This is a genomic window from Mesorhizobium australafricanum, from assembly GCF_033977265.1.
GTDB classification, from domain to species: Bacteria; Pseudomonadota; Alphaproteobacteria; order Rhizobiales; family Rhizobiaceae; genus Mesorhizobium; species Mesorhizobium australafricanum.
Window position 1 is genome coordinate 258,861 of record NZ_JAVIIT010000008.1, and the last position, 16,350, is coordinate 275,210.

The 16,350-nt window shown below is 64.4% G+C and carries 17 protein-coding genes; 6 read left to right on the forward strand and 11 right to left on the reverse strand.

What is annotated here, in order from left to right:
* Nucleotides 1-2: 2 nt before the first annotated feature.
* From RFM98_RS18065 to RFM98_RS18075, 3 genes are all read right to left on the reverse strand, one after another.
* Nucleotides 3-479, reverse strand: coding sequence for a (2Fe-2S)-binding protein (locus RFM98_RS18065; protein ID WP_320310140.1), 477 nt, complete (start codon nt 477-479; stop codon nt 3-5).
* Nucleotides 479-1,339 carry an FAD binding domain-containing protein gene (locus RFM98_RS18070; RefSeq protein WP_320310141.1) on the reverse strand — a complete coding sequence of 287 codons (861 nt, stop codon included), beginning with the start codon at nt 1,337-1,339 and terminating at the stop codon, nt 479-481. Before RFM98_RS18070 ends, RFM98_RS18065 begins: the two co-directional genes overlap by 1 nt.
* 251 nt (nt 1,340-1,590) lie before the next feature.
* Complete coding sequence (locus tag RFM98_RS18075) at nt 1,591-2,280, reverse strand: imm11 family protein (RefSeq protein WP_320310142.1); 690 nt, start codon at nt 2,278-2,280, stop codon at nt 1,591-1,593.
* Between the two features lie 53 nt (nt 2,281-2,333).
* Between RFM98_RS18075 and RFM98_RS18080 the strand changes: the two genes are divergently transcribed.
* Nucleotides 2,334-3,314: a GlxA family transcriptional regulator gene (locus RFM98_RS18080; RefSeq protein WP_320310143.1), complete on the forward strand. Its 981-nt coding sequence runs from the start codon at nt 2,334-2,336 to the stop codon at nt 3,312-3,314.
* 994 nt (nt 3,315-4,308) lie between these two features.
* On the opposite strand, the gene RFM98_RS18085 is transcribed toward RFM98_RS18080, so the two are convergent.
* The 5 genes from RFM98_RS18085 to eglC form a co-directional block, all read right to left on the reverse strand.
* Nucleotides 4,309-5,304 carry a coiled-coil domain-containing protein gene (locus RFM98_RS18085; protein ID WP_320310144.1) on the reverse strand — a complete coding sequence of 332 codons (996 nt, stop codon included), beginning with the start codon at nt 5,302-5,304 and terminating at the stop codon, nt 4,309-4,311.
* A gap of 559 nt (nt 5,305-5,863) precedes the next feature.
* Nucleotides 5,864-6,061, reverse strand: a complete 198-nt coding sequence (locus RFM98_RS18090; protein ID WP_320310145.1) for a hypothetical protein — start codon at nt 6,059-6,061, stop codon at nt 5,864-5,866.
* A gap of 11 nt (nt 6,062-6,072) precedes the next feature.
* Entirely contained in the window at nt 6,073-7,389 is a 1,317-nt protein-coding gene (locus tag RFM98_RS18095; protein ID WP_320310146.1) for an HlyD family type I secretion periplasmic adaptor subunit, read from the reverse strand.
* A 3-nt stretch (nt 7,390-7,392) separates the two neighbouring features.
* Nucleotides 7,393-9,150 carry a type I secretion system permease/ATPase gene (locus RFM98_RS18100; RefSeq protein ID WP_320310147.1) on the reverse strand — a complete coding sequence of 586 codons (1,758 nt, stop codon included), beginning with the start codon at nt 9,148-9,150 and terminating at the stop codon, nt 7,393-7,395.
* A gap of 12 nt (nt 9,151-9,162) precedes the next feature.
* Complete coding sequence (gene eglC / locus RFM98_RS18105; RefSeq protein WP_320310148.1) at nt 9,163-10,587, reverse strand: endo-1,3-1,4-beta-glycanase EglC; 1,425 nt, start codon at nt 10,585-10,587, stop codon at nt 9,163-9,165.
* 600 nt (nt 10,588-11,187) lie between these two features.
* On the opposite strand from eglC, the gene RFM98_RS18110 reads away from it, so the two are divergent.
* The 3 genes from RFM98_RS18110 (at nt 11,188) to RFM98_RS18120 (ending at nt 12,499) form a co-directional block, all read left to right on the forward strand.
* Nucleotides 11,188-11,631 carry an SRPBCC family protein gene (locus tag RFM98_RS18110; RefSeq protein WP_320310149.1) on the forward strand — a complete coding sequence of 148 codons (444 nt, stop codon included), beginning with the start codon at nt 11,188-11,190 and terminating at the stop codon, nt 11,629-11,631.
* 100 nt (nt 11,632-11,731) lie between these two features.
* Complete coding sequence (locus RFM98_RS18115) at nt 11,732-12,169, forward strand: VOC family protein (RefSeq protein ID WP_320310150.1); 438 nt, start codon at nt 11,732-11,734, stop codon at nt 12,167-12,169.
* A gap of 99 nt (nt 12,170-12,268) precedes the next feature.
* Nucleotides 12,269-12,499 carry a hypothetical protein gene (locus RFM98_RS18120; protein ID WP_320310151.1) on the forward strand — a complete coding sequence of 77 codons (231 nt, stop codon included), beginning with the start codon at nt 12,269-12,271 and terminating at the stop codon, nt 12,497-12,499.
* 22 nt (nt 12,500-12,521) lie between these two features.
* Here the strand turns inward: RFM98_RS18120 and RFM98_RS18125 are convergent, their stop codons facing one another.
* The 3 genes from RFM98_RS18125 to RFM98_RS18135 form a co-directional block, all read right to left on the reverse strand.
* Nucleotides 12,522-13,226 carry an SDR family oxidoreductase gene (locus RFM98_RS18125; RefSeq protein ID WP_320310152.1) on the reverse strand — a complete coding sequence of 235 codons (705 nt, stop codon included), beginning with the start codon at nt 13,224-13,226 and terminating at the stop codon, nt 12,522-12,524.
* A 173-nt stretch (nt 13,227-13,399) separates the two neighbouring features.
* Entirely contained in the window at nt 13,400-14,662 is a 1,263-nt protein-coding gene (gene dinB / locus RFM98_RS18130; protein ID WP_320310153.1) for a DNA polymerase IV, read from the reverse strand.
* Nucleotides 14,663-14,979: 317 nt separating this feature from the next.
* Nucleotides 14,980-15,360 carry a cupin domain-containing protein gene (locus RFM98_RS18135; RefSeq protein WP_320310154.1) on the reverse strand — a complete coding sequence of 127 codons (381 nt, stop codon included), beginning with the start codon at nt 15,358-15,360 and terminating at the stop codon, nt 14,980-14,982.
* A gap of 443 nt (nt 15,361-15,803) precedes the next feature.
* Between RFM98_RS18135 and RFM98_RS18140 the strand changes: the two genes are divergently transcribed.
* Nucleotides 15,804-16,037, forward strand: coding sequence for a polymerase (locus RFM98_RS18140; RefSeq protein WP_320310155.1), 234 nt, complete (start codon nt 15,804-15,806; stop codon nt 16,035-16,037).
* Nucleotides 16,038-16,109: 72 nt separating this feature from the next.
* Nucleotides 16,110-16,346: a hypothetical protein gene (locus RFM98_RS18145; RefSeq protein ID WP_320310156.1), complete on the forward strand. Its 237-nt coding sequence runs from the start codon at nt 16,110-16,112 to the stop codon at nt 16,344-16,346.
* Nucleotides 16,347-16,350: the final 4 nt, after the last annotated feature.

A 16,350-nucleotide genomic window follows, 5' to 3' on the forward strand; every position in this document is an offset into this window, starting at 1 on the left:
GATCAGGCTCCCTTCATCACTTGTGCCGCGTCCTGGACGGCGCGCACGATCTTGTCATAACCGGTGCAGCGGCAAAGATTGCCGGCCAGCCCAAAGCGGATTTCCTCCTCGGTGGGCGAGGGGTTCTTTGCCAGAAGGTCCTTGGCCGCGATCAGGAAACCCGGCGTGCAGATGCCGCATTGCAGGGCGGCATGCTCAAGGAACTTCTGCTGCAGCGGATGCAGCTGGTCGCCATGCGCCATGCCTTCGATGGTCTCGATCTTGCGGCCCTCGGCTTCCGCGCCCAGCACCAGGCAAGAGCAGACCAGCCTGCCGTCGACGATGACGCTGCAGGCGCCGCAGTCGCCGGTGCCGCAGCCTTCCTTGGCGCCGGTGAGACCCAGGCGGTCGCGCAGCACTTCCAGCAGCGTCTCGTCGGGCTGGCACAGATATTCGACGGCGTCGCCGTTGATGGTGGTTGATACAGCTACACCGGCCATTATTTGCCTCCCGCACGCTTGTAGGCGATTGCCGCGGCCCTTTGCGCCAGCACGCCCGCGACTTTTCGTCTGAATTCGATGGTGCCGCGCTTGTCGTCGATCGGACGGCAGGCGCCCGCGCAGATCTTCGCCAGCCGCTCCAGCGTCGCTTCGTCGAGCTTCGAGCCGATCAGCACTTGCCCGGCTTCCTCGACCAGCAGCACGGTCGGTGCCGCGGCGCCCAGCGCCACGCGGGCGGTCTTGATCGCGCCTTTGTCATCCAGCGTCAGGTTCACACCGGCGCTGACCACCGCGATGTCCATCTCAGTGCGCGGAATGAAGCGCAGATAGGCGTCGCCCGCGTGCTCTGGACGCTTGTCGAGCAGGATCGCCTCGATGATCTCGCCCTTGGCAAGGGAAGTGCGGCCCGGTCCGGTCGGCACGGCTTCCACGGCGATGGTGCGCTTGCCGGAAGGTCCGGCGACGACCGCCTTGGCGCCGGCCGCCACCAGCGCCGGCACGCTGTCGGCGGCGGGCGAGGCGTTGCAGAGATTGCCGGTGATGGTGCAGCGTCCCTGCACCTGCTTGGAGCCGATCAGATTGGCCGCCTCGACCACGCCCGGCCATGCCTTGCGCACGGCCTTGTTCTCGCCCAGCACCGCGCAGGGCACCGCGGCGCCGATGCGGAAGCCGTCAGCCGTTTCGGTGATGTCGGCCAGGCCGCCGATTGCCTTGATGTCGACGATCAGCTCGGGCTCGATGAAGCCGCCCTTCATCCTCACCAGAAGGTCGCTGCCCCCGGCCAGGATCGCGGCCGGGCCTACCGCCTTGGCGAGCTCGCCAACGGCATCTTCGATTGAAAGCGGACGTATGTAACGCATCGTCTCCCCTTGGTGGGCATAATCGGATCGCCCGTTATAAAGCGTCTGGTTATAATGGCCATCCCGTTCGTGCATGTCCGGGTTGGGCCAGAGCCCTGTTCCAGATGCGCCCAGAGGGCGGGCCAGGGCGTCGCGGCCAATTCCTTCTCCCCGTCGCTATACGGGGAGAAGGTGCCCGAAGGGCGGATGAGGGGCGGCGCCGAAATTGGCGATTGGCGTTTCCGCAACAGGCTGCAAAACTGTTGTACGCCTCAATCGATTGCCGTGCCCGAAGTCCATACGGGCTTGAACGACACGTTGCGCAGCCCGGCCTGACGCACACGCTCGACGAACACGTCATTGACGAAGACCGGAGAGGCCCGCATCGGCAGCTTGAACACTTCCGCGCTCCCGATCCTGCCGGCATCGAAGGCGTATCGCTCGATCGCCAATATGTCGCCGCCGTCGAACCGGACGATCTGCGACCGCGCCTCGTCCAGCGCGTCGATCACATTCGTGACGTTGAACAGCCACACCTTCTCGCCGCGCAAAGCGACGAACTCGCCATAGGGGCGCAGCGCCGCCGCCAGCGCATCGACGGCCGGCTGGCGCAAAAGCGGCGCATGCCCGCCGAGCCACGGGAAATCGGAATAGACCGGCTCGCCCTCCGCGACGCGCCGCATGACCGGCGGCTCCCAGCCGTCCAGCGAGCGTCCGTCGAGGCCGAAGAAGAATTCGAAATCGCCGTCATCGACCGGCAGCACCCATTCCTGCCCCTCCGACACAGCGAATTCATGGATGGTCGTCATCGCCGATGGTTCCGCTGTTTCGAGCAAGGCGCGGCGATGACGGCGCCGTGCCGGATTGCGACGCCCGGCGGTCGCCGAAAGCGCGCGTAGGAAATCATGCATCGGCTGGATGCGGTATTCAAGGAAGGTCCGGGCGCCCTTTGATAATGTCACGGCCGGTGCTCCTGGCAAAATGTGCGTATGCGTAAGAGGACGGCTCAAGAAGAATGGCCAAGAAGTTCGCATTTCTCCTGGTGCGCGATTTCACCTTGTCGCCGCTGTCGCTGTTCATCGACACGCTGCGGCTGGCCGGCGACGAGGGCGACCGCAGCCGCAGGGTCGAGTTCGACTGGGACATCGTCGGCGAGCGCGGCCTGCCGATCCGGGCAAGCTGCGGCGTCGAATTGCTGCCGACCAGGGCGATCGGCAATCCGGAGGATTTCGACAATGTCGTCGTGGTCGGCGGCCTGCTCGACACCAACCGCAAGCTGAGTTCGGAAAAAGAGGCGTTCCTGCTGCGCGCGGCCGACAAGGGCGTGCCGCTCACCGCGCTCTGCACCGGCAGCTTCGTGCTGGCGCGCTACGGGCTGCTCGACGGCTACAGCGCCGCCGTCAGCTGGTTCCACATCAAGGATTTTCGTACCGAGTTCCCCGATGTGAACGCGCATGCCGACAGCCTCTATTCCGTCGACCGCGGCCGCGCCACCTGCGCCGGCGGCACCGGTGCGGCCGATCTCGCCGGCTATTTCGTCTCGCAATTCATCGGCCAGAAGGCGGCGGAGAAAGCCGCCAAGATCCTGGTTCTCGATCGCATCCGCAACATCAGGGACGTGCAGCCGGTCGGCGACCTGTTTCCCGAGGCCGCGAGCCGCGCGGTGAAGCGGGCTCTGCTTCTGATGGAAAGCAATCTGCAGGAGAAGGTCTCGGTCACCGAGATCGCCAGCCGGCTGAATTGCTCGCGCCGCCAGCTCGAGCCTCTTTTCGCCACCGAACTGGGCACCAGCCCGATGGCCGCCTATCTGGCGCTGCGCGTGCACTACGCCAAGTCGCTGCTGGAAGGCAGCGACCTGCAGATCGGCGACATCGCCTACCGCTGCGGCTTCGAAAACGCCGGCCATTTCAGCCGTGTCTTCCGCCAGCACACCGGCATCACGCCGACCAATCTCAGGCACCCGAACCGCGCGGTGGCGAATGACGTTGCCAGATAGCATTCTCACTGCGCAAGCCCGGCAAGGTTGCTGCCGATGGCTAATGCATGTCGCCCAGAAGTGTGCAGCGGTTCTGGGATAACGACATGCATAAAAACAAAAACTTAAAGCGCATCGCCTGAATCCGGTTCAGCGCGACGCGCTTTAGGTCAATGACGGCCGGTCGTTACGTTACCGCGAAGACCTTGCCCGTTGCATCAAGGCGACACAGGACTTTCGCCTGTCGTACTTGGACGCCACTTCGGAGCGCATAGTTTATTCGCACCTCGATCGGGGCCGCCAGACCGGCCTTGCGTTGGCGCATCGGACCGGCGCTGACCGCGTATACGCGCACGGCGCCAAGCGGCGTCGCGGCGGACGCGATCGCGGTGCGGCACGCACTCACGACTTTGGGTGGCGTGCCTGGCTTCGCTTTCAGCGACACCAGGTGCGCAAAGGGGTAGCCCGCCGTAGATCGCCCAAACTCGCCGCCACCGTTGCTGGACGGCTTCAGGATGGATGGGAGGCCGATCTCGGTTGTCGCGCGTTTGGCGGAGAAAACCGCGAGGTTGTCGGGGGTCGCGGTTTGCGCGGTGCCTGACGTTGCTGTGCCGGCACCTGTCGAAACGCCTGCGCTGGTGCTACCCGGAGTGTCACCAGCCGAAACGCCTGCGCCGACTGACCCAGTGCCAGCGTTCCCGGTCGCGCCAATGCTTGCCCCACCCGCACCTGCCGACGCGCCAACGCTAACGCCGCCTGTACCCGCTGACGCGCCAACGCTTGCGCCGCCCGACCCGCCGACGCTTGCCCCCACCCCAGCCGAAACGCCTTGCGAACCGACGCTCACTCCAGCGCCGACGCCCAGGCCGCCGACCTGGCCGCCTCCACCGACATCAAGGGCCGCTGCTGGTCCGGTGGCGGCTGCGATCATCAAGGCGACTGCCACGTATTTGCCCATTTCGGAACCCTCCTACGGCCTGCGTTAGCGCTACCCCAAATGCGCTCCTGGCCATGGTCATCGAGACGGGGTCGGAAGCAACGCGTCGGGGAGGGTAATCGTCGTCGCCACCAGAACCCGTTTCGGTGATCTCGCAATCTTCGCTTTGTTCTTGTCCTGCAAACCTGGTTGACGGACGGGTTGGCTATCCCGGCTGGCAAGTGGCACTGCGGCGGAACGAGCCCTCGGCGCGCGCTCTATCTGCGCTGTACGGCCAGCGCTTTGCGCCTTGACAAGGTCGATCTCCTTTCGCGCGGCGGTAAGGGCCACGGACATGTCGGTCAGTTTTTGACGCTCTTGCTCCAATGCGGCGCTCAAGTCGGCAGATGCCTGTCTTGCCGCGTCTCTTTCGCGACGGGCGACGTCGACATCACTTGCGGCCGAAGCTGCGCGCGCGCGTTCCAGATCCAATGCCTCGTTGGCATACTTTGCAGCAGCGACAGCCAACCGGAGGTCCTTCAGGGCATTGGTCCGCTCCGCGACAGCCAAATCTGCGCGTCTCTCATTGGCGTCGCCGGCCTGACGGGCCATGGCGAGTTCGCGTTCGGACTGCTCGAGCTTATCCCGCTCTTCGGCAAGCGATTGATTTGCCTCGGCCAAGGCCGCATCCTTGGCGTTACGTGCTTCGTTCGAGGAAATGGCTTGTGCTTTCAAGCCTTTGATCACGCGCCGTGCCGCTTCCAGGTCGAGTTTGAGAGCTTCGTTGCTTTGGTTCGCCACATTCAGGGCGCTTGCTTGCTCCGCCGAGGTGCCGGCCAGCACTCTTGCCTGCCCGCTTGCTGTGCGCTCTGCGTTCTGGCTCTGGCCCAGTTGCACTTTTGTCGAAGCCAGTTCTGTTTGCGCCGCAACGATCTGTTGCTGCATTTCGGCGCCATCGTCGGCCGGAGATATCAGCGCCAAGAGGAGGATGCATCCGGGAACGGCGCTCCACTTCCAGTGGCGCATGCTGAAGCGAACCCATGCCGGGCGCGCATCGCCTTCGAGGTCGTCGTAATATCCATCGGTGAATGTCACGGGCCACCGTCCTCCGTCTGCTAGACAATCCTCGCGGTTCTCAAGAACACGCCATAGCGGCTGTGCGTGCCCGAATTAAGATTTTCCGTTGTAAAAGTTCGCCCCATGTTGACGTGAACCAATAACTCTCAATAATTTGCATCTTTCGGAATTGTTCCGTCGGCTAATACAAGATACAACTTCTGGCGTGGGAAGCATCATTCAAATGAACTAGGCATCCTGCCCGGCCGTATCGGAGGAGAAATTGCCGGCGGCGGGTTGACCAATGTCGGACGGTCTAAGCAAAGTGATGCTTCGCATTAATTCGCTCGCCGGTTTCGCCGGTGGAAAGGCGAGGGACTTCAATTCAACCAGCTCGGCTATCTGCGGCCGGCGCGCGCGGCAAGCAGGCCTTTGCCCGGGATGGTCGGAGCCGCCACGATAGCGGCCGGGAACGGCCGTGGTCGTGTCGCATGCGCGGCGTGGCCGATTGCGCTTGTACGCGATCGGCCCGTAGCTTCGGGACAAGCGGTGCGCCGCCGTTTCAACAGTCAAATTCGCCTGCGAGAGCCATGCCGCATTATCCCGAAGCAATGCCCGGATCGAAGACCCTGTTCGAGCGCGCCAGGAAGGTGATGCCGGGCGGCAATACGCGCACCACGGTCTTTGTCGATCCGTTTCCCACGCCGCGCGCGGCGAGGGGTGCAGGGATGTCGACGGCAATGTCTATTACGACTGCATCAACAATTTCACCGCGATGATCCACGGCTACACGCATCCCGCGCGCCCCTACCGCTCCCTGAACGCCCGCGCGAACGAGTCCATCATCGGGCGTACCAGATACTCGAAGAAAGTCCGGTTGCCGGTGCTGATGAAGGTGTCGACCGGGGTACCGGGATAAAGCTGTTCGGCCTTCACGCCGGGGGGCAGGGCCTCGGCGATCTTCAGCCTGGCGCGGAAATAGGGTTCGTGGGTGGCCTCGTCGATCAGCCGGTCGGCGGAGATCTCGCTCACCGTGGCCGGGACTTCCGGCGTCAGGCGCGTGTTGAGCGCGGAGAGCCTGAGCTTTGCCGTCTGCCCGACATGCACCTGGTCGATGTCCTTCGGCCGCAGCCTGGCGTCCACCACCAGGCCCGATGACGTGGGCAGGATTTCCATGATCTTTTCGCCGGGCGCCACCACGCTGCCTTGCGAATTATAGGTCGAGGACACGACGATGCCCGCCGCGGGCGCAGTGATCGTCGTGCGCTTCAGCACGGCTTGCGCCGCGCGCATCTGCTCCTCGATATCGGCGAGGTTGGTGCGCACATCGTCGAGCTTGGTCAGCGCTTCCTCGACGCGCTGCGTGGTGGCGCGTTCGGCCTGCGCCTCGGCCTCCACGATCTGCGTGTTGGCCGAGGCGAGGTCTGCCTCCAGCGCGCCGGCTTGGCCGACGAGGTCGGCCTCGGAGCGCAGCAGCTGCGAATATTCGGTGCGGTTGGTGAGGCCCTTGTCGAGCAGGTCGGTCTTGATGCCGAGCTCCTTCTTCACCACCTCGGCCTGCTGCTCGATTGCCGCCTTCTGCGCGTTCAAGCCCTTCACCGACTCGCGATGCATGGCGACGCGCTGCGCCAGGATCGATTGCTCCGTGCGGAAGCGCGCAAGCCTGGCGTCGAATTCCTTCTGCTGTTCGCGGATCAGGTTTTCGAAATCCTGCTGGAACGGCGCGGGTGAGGGCTCGGCGATCGGCGCCAGCCTGTCCAACCCGTCGCGCTCGGCCTCCAGCCGCGCGGCAGTTGCCTTGAGGGCGATCCACTGCCGGGTCAGCCGGTTGAGATCGGCCTCCGGGGCGGTCCGGTCGAGCAGGATGAGCTCCTGGCCTTCGCGCACGCGGTCGCCTTCATGCACCAGCAACTGCCTGATGATGCCGCCCTCGCGATGCTGGATGAGGATGTTGCCGCCGGTCGCCGCGATCGTGCCTTGCGTGATCACCGCGCCGGCAAGCGGCGCTTTAGCCGCCCAATAGCCGAAGCCGCCGGCCAGAAGCGCGATCGCCGCGTAGCCGGCGAAGGCGGTGCGCCGGAAGTCGGTGCGGGGCCGGCCTTCGAAGGTGAGGCTCTGTGTCATCGTCTAGGACCCGTGCCGGATGGTCTGCGAGGCGCGGATGGTCGGCGCGAACGATCCCGTCACCACGGTGCTCCGCTGCGCGCCTTTGCCCTTATCGACAGTTGACTGCCGCAACACCTCGGCGCTCGGCCCGAACGCTTCGATGACGCCGCCGCGCAAAACCATCACGCGGTCGCAGGCGGCGGCAATCGAAGGCCGATGCGTGATGACGATCGTCGTGACGCCCGCGGCGCGCGCGGCGGCGAGCACCGCTTCGAGCGCCGCTTCGCCGGCGCCGTCGAGATGCGTGCTCGGCTCGTCCAGCACCAGGATGCGCGGATTGCCGTAGAAGGCGCGCGCCAGTCCGATCCGCTGCCGCTCGCCGCCCGACAGCGTCCCGGCGATCGCGGTCTGGTAGCCGTCGCGCAGCGCCAGGATCAGCTCATGCGCCTCGGCGCGCCTTGCCGCCTCGACGATTGCCGAATCGTCGGCATGTGCATCGAAGCGGGCGATATTTTCACCGACCGAGCCGGGAAAAAGCTCCACCTCCTGCGCCAGATAGCCAACATGCCGGCCGAGCTGGTTTTCGTCCCAGGTCCTGAGCTCCGCGCCGTCGATCCTGACCGAACCGCCGTTCGGCTGCGCTGCCCCGACAAGCAGCCGCGCCAACGTCGATTTGCCGGCGCCGCTCGGGCCGACGATCGCCACCGCTTCGCCGGCACCGATGGCAAAACTCAGCCGCTTCAGGATCGGCTCGGCGCCGAAGGCGGCGTTCGGCGCGATGAAGAAGAGATCCTGCGCCGCAACCGCGCCGGTCGGGTCGGGCAGGGTGAGCTTGCGCGCCTCTCCCGGCAGCGCCGACAGCGCGGTTCCCAGCCGCGTCCACGCGCGCCTGGCCTCGACGATCTGCCGCCAGGAACCGATCAGCTGGTCGAGCGGCTGCAGCGCGCGCGACGACACCAGCGAGGAGGCGAAGATCATGCCGGCCGTCATCTGGCCCTTGAGCACCAGCCAGGCGCCGGCGCCGAGGATCGCCAATTGCAGCATCATGCGCAACGCCCTGGAAACGCCGCTGAAGATCGCGTTGGCGCTGGCCGAACGATCATGCAGGACAAGCGCTTCCGCCACATGCCGGCCCCATACGCGCGCGGCGTTTTCCACCATGCCCATGGCGCGCAATGTCTCGGCATTGCGGGCAAAGGCCTGCTCGGCTCGGCTGGCCAAAGCCGAACGTTCAGCCGAGCGCGCATCGTTCCTGCCGATGGCAAGCTGGTTGGCCACGACCAGCACGACAAGCAGCACCACGCCGCCGAGCGTCACCCAGAACAGCACCGGATGGATGAGATAAAGCAGGCCAAGGAAGACCGGCGCGAAGGGCAGGTCGAACAGCACCGAAACGCCGCGCGAACGGATGAAGGCGCAGACCGAGGCGAGGTCGGTGAGGGGCGACGGCGCATTCCTGTCGCCGAGCGAAGCCGCGAAAACCCTCGCGCCCAACCTGTCGTTGACCGTAGCCGCGATGCGCTGGGTGTAGACGGCGCGGATGGCGTCGAGGAAGCCGAGGAAGCCAAGCGCCGCGACCGCGATGACCGAGAGATAGACCAGCGTCTCGACGCTGGAGGAGGGCAGCACCCGGTCATAGACCTGGAGCAGGTAAAGCGGGATCACCAGGAGGAGCAGGTTGATGAGCAGCGAGAACAGGCCGACATCGGCGACGGCGCGGCCGAACACCCTGCGCATGGAAACGGGCGGCAAATTGGTCGGAGCACGCTCTCGCGACATCGCCCCGGCCGCCTAGGCTGTGTGCTCGCCCGTGACGTTCAAATGGCTCTGCTGCACTTCGTTCAGCGTGTAGGCGTGGATATAGTCGATCTTCATCTCGGCCGGTGTGGCGAGATGGTCCGGCGGCGCGCCGGCCTGGCCGCCGATCGCGAGATCGACCAGCATGTACATCGGCTTGTTCATGTCGGACGGCGTCGCCGCTGAGGCGACCTGTATGCCATCATAGGTCCAGACCAGCTTGTCCGGCGTCCACAGGAGGCCATAGGTGTGGAAGCCGGCGGTGTCCATGACGTTCACCGTGGATCCGACCGTGGTGTGCTGGCCCGTCTGGTTGGTGTGCGCGGTCATCAGCAGCGAATTCGGCTTCTGTCCGTACATTTCCATCACGTCGAGTTCCGGCGGCCACGAGCCGTCTTCCGGCAGCAGCCAGAAGGCCGGCCAGGCGCCGGCGTGCTCAGGCAGGTCGGCCCTCATTTCGAAATAGCCATAGGTCTGCGAGAACGAGTCATGCGTGGTCAGGATACCGGAGGTGTATTCGTAATTGTTGATCAGCGGCTTGATGTCGGCCGGCGCCTGCGCCGCGGTGATCGTCAGCACGCCGTTGCCGACGCTGAACGGATGCACCGAGCTGGTCGGGCCGTAATTGGCATCGATGTACCACTGCAGCTCGCCATTGCGGGTGAGCGTGCTGCCGTTCGACGCGCCCCACCAGAAATTGGTATCCCAGGTGCCGCCCTGGCTGCCGTGAAGGTTCAGCGTGTTGAACTCGTCGCTGAAGGACAGCGTCATGCCCGACTTGTCGATCGGCAGCTGGAAATGGTTGGGCTGCAATTTGTCGATCGTGGTGTTCTTGAATTCGAGGATCTCGCCCGATCCAAGGTTCAGCACCACATTGGGTCCCGCCTGGATCATGGCGTCGTGGACGGCGGAGAACGAAGTGAATCCGTAGCCGTCGAGCCGCACGGCATCGTTCGAGGCGAAATTGACGATCGAGTCGCTGCCGTTGCCCTTCGCGATGATGAAAATATCGGCGCCGCCGCCGCCGTCGATCAGGACATCGTTGCCCGCGCCGCCGTCGATGGTCTGGCCGCCCGCCGTGGCGGTGATGATGTTGTCCAGCGCATTGCCGAAGGCATAGTTGTGAGCGTTGGTGACGACGAGGTTCTCGACATTGTTCGGCAGCGTGTAGCTCATCCATGTGTTGATCGTGTCGATACCCTCACCAGGGTTCTCGACCACCTTGTTGCCCGCCGAATAGAGGTAATAGATGTCGTCCCCGGCGCCGCCATACATGGTGACGTTGACGCCGCTGGTGGCCCAGATGGAGTCGTTGCCTGAGGTGCCGTTGAACGTCCCGGGCGAGGACGCCGAAAGCCAATGGTTGGAGGCGCCGCTATAGTAAAGAGGAACGCCTATCGCGTTGACGACGAAGCTCATCGGACACTCCTTCCTTGGTGGCGCCTGATTTTCAGGCCAACCTGCAAGCCGGCCTATGGTTCCAAGGATTCGCGTCACAGTACAGACAAAAAATTACCGCTTATCGATTAATGATTAGAAATGAACATAATAAGGCCTTCCTAATACAATTTAAGCGCGATAATTACACCTTGAATTACTCAATTTTACTCAATATTGCAAAGATCATGCTGAAATATTGGGCAAGATGCCGCGCGTGGCTGCGATTGACCAGCGCGGCCGAGTGCCATGAGCGGGGGCCGAGCCGCCACGAGCGCGACAATTTCACGGATTGCTAATCGAGCTTCCTCAAGGATGGGAAGACATAACCGACGACCTGGAGGACAAGTGGCCGCCGACATTGGCCGGCTCCTCAGGTGTCGGCGCGCCCCAGTTCTTGATGGCTCGTTGCAAAAGTGGCGAACCTCCCAATATCACCATCGGCGACTTGCGCGGGATGCTCACCAATTTCTGTGCAAGCTTGCCCGCCGGGCAAAAAATTTGTCGGCCTTTGTCGGGTCGGCCGCAGCCCGCCCGTCCTTGGGACATCGATCAACGAAACCAGAAAGAGGATATCGAGACATGCCGAGCACCATCCACCTGCACCGCGTCCTGGCGACCAAGCCGGAGAAGCTCTACCGCGCATTCATCGAGGCCGATGCGCTGGCGAAGTGGCTGCCGCCGAACGGTTTCACCTGCACGGTCCACGAGTTCGAGGGGAAGGTCGGCGGCACCTACAAGATGTCCTTCCGCAACTTCACCACCGGCGACAGCCACGCCTTCGGTGGCGAATTCGTCGAGCTCGTTGCGGGTGAGCGCCTGCGCTACACCGACCGCTTCGACGATCCCAACCTGCCGGGCCAGATCGAGGTGACCGTGATCCTGAAGAAAGTGTCGGTCGGCACCGAGATCAACATCACCCAGGCCGGCATCCCCGACGCCATCCCCGCCGAAGCCTGCTATCTCGGCTGGCAGGAATCGCTGCGCAACCTGGCAAAGCTCGTCGAGCCGGAGATCAACCAGTAAGCTTGCGAAGCACGGCGGCCGGGTCACCCGGTCGCCCAATCGCGGGTGTTGAGGTGCTCGACGCCTTGTCGTTGGAACGAACCCCTGGAGATTGGAAAGCATGGCGCTCAAGCGAATGGACAATGTGGGTATCGTCGTCGAGGACCTCGGCCGGGCGATTGATTTCTTTCGAGAACTCGGCCTCGAGCTTGAAGGGCGGGCGACGATCGAAGGCGAATGGGCCGGACGTGTCACTGGCCTGGGCGATCAGCACGTCGAGGTCGCCATGATGCGCACACCGGACGGCCACAGCCGGCTCGAGCTCTCCACCTTCCTCAGGCCGGCGGTCGTCGCGGATCACCGCGTCGCCCCGGTCAACGCGCTTGGCTACCTCCGCGTCATGTTCACCGTGGACGACATCGACGAGACGCTCGCAAGGCTCCGCAAACACGGCGCCGAACTCGTCGGCGAAGTCGTCCGGTATAAGGACGTTTATCGGCTCTGCTACTTCCGCGGGCCCGAGGGACTTCTCTTCGGACTCGCCCAGGAACTCAGCTGACATTTTCGCGAGCGGCGGTCTAGCGAGCGGCGATTGTTGCCGGCGCCGCCTTACCCTAGGTAAGTAAAATTTCACCAAGCGCTGTTAAAAGCCGCTGCCATGGATCGCAACAAGAACAACGACCTCTTTGTCCTGATGGTGGCGCTCGCCGCCGTCGCGATCTACAACATCGCCTGCGGCATCAAGACAGGCGAAGTCCGGGGCAAGTTGCACTGGGTCGCCCTGGCGGACGATCCGACACGATTTTGGAACATCGTGGTCGGCAATTCGATTGTCCTGGTGGCTGCGATAGCCTTTCTGTGGGTGCTCAATTCCCGCAGGCCGGGATGATCCGAGGCCGCGCTTCCTAATCTCACACCGCCCTTGTGATGCCGCCGTCGACGCGGATGTTCTGCCCGGTGATGTAGGCAGCCCCATCGGAGGCGAGGAAGGAGATCGTCGCGGCGATCTCTTCCGATGTGCCGTAGCGCTGCATCGGCACGCTGCCGCGCCGCTCTTCGGTCGCCGGCAGGCTGTCGATCCAGCCGGGCAGCACATTGTTCATGCGGATGTTGTCGGCGGCATAGGTGTCGGCGAAGATCTTGGTGTAGGCGGCAAGCCCGGCGCGCGCCACGGCCGAGGTCGGGAACATCGCGCTCGGCTCGAACGCCCAGGCGGTCGAGATGTTGATGATGACGCCCGATTTTTGGCTTTGCATCACCGGCGTCACCAGCCGGGTCGGCCGCACGGCGTTGAGGAAATAGGTGTCGATGCCCTTGTGCCAATCCTCGTCGCTGATCTCGATGATCTGCGCGCGCGGCCCGTGCCCGGCGCTGTTGACCAGCACGTCGATGCGGCCCCAGCGCGCAATCGCGCCGTCGGTGAGGCGCTTCAGATCGTCGTTCGACTGGTTGGAGCCGGTGACGCCGAAGCCGCCGAGCGCCGCGCCCAGCGCCTCGCCCTTGCCGGAGGAGGACAGCACGCCGACCTTGAACCCGTCCGCCGCCAGGCGCTTCGCCGCCGCGGCCCCCATGCCGCTGCCGCCCGCCGTCACCAGAGCTACTTTTTCACCTGCCATGTGCTTGATCCATCCCGGCTGTTAAGGTTGAAAGCGACCCTGTTAGCATGCGGAGGGCAGGGGATGAACCGGATTGGATTGCGCCACAACATCGGCGATTGGCGAAAGCGGACGAGCGCTTAATCTCCCCCCTTGCGGGACCCGCAAAGGGGGGAGATTAAGCGCTCCGCTCCTCACAGTTCCTTCTCGGCCAGCTCCCGGAACCCGTCCGGCACCGAGCGTGCGCCCTCCAGGGCCACGGTGCCATAGCCGACCGCCTCCTTGCCGAAACGCTGGCGGATCTTGTCGATGGCGCGGTCGGCGCCGAAGCGGGCCAGCCCCTTGCGGCTGCCGGGCTTCCGTTTCTCGTCGGCGAGGCCGAGCGGCAGTTCGAGCTGCAGCTCGGCATGTTCCTCCAGATGCGAGACCGAGATGGCGAGCAGCGAGATGTCCCGCTCGCCCGGATGGGCGAGAAGCACGCCGCGCACCAGCTCCTCGGCGATTTCGGCCAGCATTGCTGTCGCCTGGATCGGCTGCTCCAGCGTCACCGAGCGGGTGACGGCGCGCAGATCGGCGAAGCGCACGCGCACCGTCACCGTGCGCCCCGGCCGATCCTTGGCGCGCAGGCGGCTCGCCACACGATCGGCCAGATGCAGCAGCGTCGGCACGAAGACGCGCGGCACCGCCGGCTTCCTGCCCAGCGCCGATTGCGCGCCGGCGGAATGCGCGCGGCGATGCGTCTCCAGCCGGCGCGGATCGCGGTTCCAGGCAAGCGCCGCCAGCTTCTGGCCGGCGGCATGGCCGATCAGCCGCTCCAGCGCGCCGCTATGCGTGCGCGCCAGCTGCCCGATGGTCTCGACGCCGATCTCGGCGAGCCGCGCTTTCGTCGCCGGACCGACCCCCCACATCAGCGTGACAGGCAGGTCGTGCAGGAAGGCGAGCTCGGTGCCGGGCTCGACCACCACCAGCCCGTCGGGCTTGGCCACCTGCGAGGCGATCTTGGCGAGATGCTTTGTCCGCGCCACGCCGATCGAGATCGGCAGGCCGAGCTCGGCCTTCACGCGCTGGCGGATTTTCCGCGCGATCTCTTGCGGAGGGCCAAACAGATGCGTGCAGCCGGCGACGTCGGCGAACGCCTCGTCGATCGAGATCCGCTCGACCACCGGCGTGAAATCGTCGAGCACCTTGATCGCGGCGTCGCCGAGGCGCTGGTACTCGGAAAAATGGCCGCCGACGAAGATGAGCTGCGGGCAGAGCGCGCGCGCCTTGCGGCCTGGCATGCCACCGCGCACGCCAAAGACCTTGGCTTCATAGGAGGCGGCCAGCACCACGCCGCCGCCGACGGCGATCGGCTTGCCGCGCAGCGACGGGTCGAGCAATTGCTCGACCGAGGCATAGAAGGCGTCGAGATCGGCATGCAGGATGGTGGCGGCCGCGGTGGTGCTTGTGGCGGCCATCGCGCGCTCCCATGGCCCATTTGTGTGGCATTGCAGCATTAGCTGCATCTATTGTAAGGGGAATTGACAGAACATAAAGAGAACAAAAGAAGTTCTCTGTCAAGCCGCCACCGTTCAACGTGCAAGTTTCCACAACCAGAAGATACACCCACAGATGGTGCACCAGTGGCGCGCATAATCTCCCCTGGGGAGATGTTGCTGCAGGCGACAAAGGGGCGCCGCGTGGCGACCCGTTCCCGCCTAGGGAGTGCCGGGGGCTTTACAAGACAACCCCACTGATCGCTTGCGCCGTCTCAACTCCAGGGGCGACGTTTGCGCTATGCCGGCTTGGCGTATTGTTCGGCGCTCAGCACCTCGATGCACTGGAACGGCTGGTTGCCTTCCACCCAGGCGTCATGGCCGGGCGGGATGGTGTAGGAAGTGCCGGCCTCGAAGGTCTTTTGCGTGCCGTCGTTCAGCCGCACGGTGATCGATCCGGACACGACATAGCCGACATGCGAGACCTGGCAGCTGTCGGTCTTGACCACCGGCTTCACGCATTCGGACCATTTCCAGCCCGGCTGCATGTTCATCCGCCCGAGCGTATAGCCCGGCAGCCGGACGATTTCGACACGCGTCTTGGCGGGCGCCCGGACCTCGTCGGGATTGTTGTGCGATTTGGATTCGAATTTTGTCACTTTCGTTGCGACTTCGGCCATGGTTTCCTCCCATGAGTGAAGCGGAGCCTGACGTTGCGATCGTCGGCGACCGCGACCGTATTCATACGCCTTATTATGAGGAATTTCTAATATAATCAGGGCGGTCCCGAGGGTTTGCCGGGTGTCGCGGCCCGGTCTGAAACTGGTCGGGCCGGGCGAGCAATACTTGCAGCGGTTCGCCGATTTCGATTCCGGGCAACGGCGGCCGAAAGCGATTGTTCCAGGCATCGGGCGACGGTCCCGGGCCTTGTTCGGACTGAAGTCTCACCCGTCGAACGCAGAGGCCCGAGGCGTCGATTTCCAGGCAACAACAGCGGCATCAATTCATTGGCTAGCAAGCCGCCGGACAAAGTCCCTTCATCGGCGGTTGACCACGGTGTGCCCGCCATTCCTGCGATATGGCGGGCACTCCTTTCCCTGGAACCGCTCTGGAGTTGCTGGCCGTGCAACCCGGCAAGATGATCGCGAACCTGTTTGCCACGCTGCTTCTGGCAGGCCTTGTCGGCGGCGTCTTCTTCGTCTTCGGCAGGCCGCTCTGGCCCGAGCGCGGGGCCAGGATGGTGATCCTTCTGCCCGTCGACCCGATCGCGACCGGATCGTTGCGCAAGGCCTGCCTCGAGCCATGCCTGCCGGCCCGCTTCGATCTCGGGCTCGCGCCCGCCAGGCCGCCCGGGTGAAGTCGGCCGCGGGAACCAGTCGGCGCCTCACGCCGTTGATTGAGCGAAGGGATGGCGCCGGCGGAGGCCGTCATGGATAACTTCGAACTTATCGATCTTCTGTGCGTCATCGACGCCTGCGCGAGCGACCGTTCTGCCGGGCGCCTCGTGCCGATGTCGAAGGCTGTCGAGGAACTGCGCGTGCTGACCGGAGATTTCATCTCGTCGGACGAAGATGCGGCCAACGCCTTGACGCTGGTTGCGCTCAATCGGGGCTGCGCGGTGCTCTTCGACGAGCAAGCCGGCGCGGATATCGTGGACGAGCTGTGATTTC

Bases quoted from the DNA above. Each gene is read 5' to 3' on its own strand.
- RFM98_RS18065 (WP_320310140.1), bottom strand. From the start codon at position 479: ATGGCCGGTGTAGCTGTATCAACCACCATCAACGGCGACGCCGTCGAA.
- RFM98_RS18070 (WP_320310141.1), bottom strand. From the start codon at position 1,339: ATGCGTTACATACGTCCGCTTTCAATCGAAGATGCCGTTGGCGAGCTC.
- RFM98_RS18080 (WP_320310143.1), top strand. From the start codon at position 2,334: ATGGCCAAGAAGTTCGCATTTCTCCTGGTGCGCGATTTCACCTTGTCG.
- RFM98_RS18090 (WP_320310145.1), bottom strand. From the start codon at position 6,061: ATGCGTGTAGCCGTGGATCATCGCGGTGAAATTGTTGATGCAGTCGTA.
- RFM98_RS18095 (WP_320310146.1), bottom strand. From the start codon at position 7,389: ATGACACAGAGCCTCACCTTCGAAGGCCGGCCCCGCACCGACTTCCGG.
- RFM98_RS18100 (WP_320310147.1), bottom strand. From the start codon at position 9,150: ATGTCGCGAGAGCGTGCTCCGACCAATTTGCCGCCCGTTTCCATGCGC.
- eglC (WP_320310148.1), bottom strand. From the start codon at position 10,587: ATGAGCTTCGTCGTCAACGCGATAGGCGTTCCTCTTTACTATAGCGGC.
- RFM98_RS18110 (WP_320310149.1), top strand. From the start codon at position 11,188: ATGCCGAGCACCATCCACCTGCACCGCGTCCTGGCGACCAAGCCGGAG.
- RFM98_RS18115 (WP_320310150.1), top strand. From the start codon at position 11,732: ATGGCGCTCAAGCGAATGGACAATGTGGGTATCGTCGTCGAGGACCTC.
- RFM98_RS18120 (WP_320310151.1), top strand. From the start codon at position 12,269: ATGGATCGCAACAAGAACAACGACCTCTTTGTCCTGATGGTGGCGCTC.
- RFM98_RS18125 (WP_320310152.1), bottom strand. From the start codon at position 13,226: ATGGCAGGTGAAAAAGTAGCTCTGGTGACGGCGGGCGGCAGCGGCATG.
- dinB (WP_320310153.1), bottom strand. From the start codon at position 14,662: ATGGCCGCCACAAGCACCACCGCGGCCGCCACCATCCTGCATGCCGAT.
- RFM98_RS18135 (WP_320310154.1), bottom strand. From the start codon at position 15,360: ATGGCCGAAGTCGCAACGAAAGTGACAAAATTCGAATCCAAATCGCAC.
- RFM98_RS18145 (WP_320310156.1), top strand. From the start codon at position 16,110: ATGGATAACTTCGAACTTATCGATCTTCTGTGCGTCATCGACGCCTGC.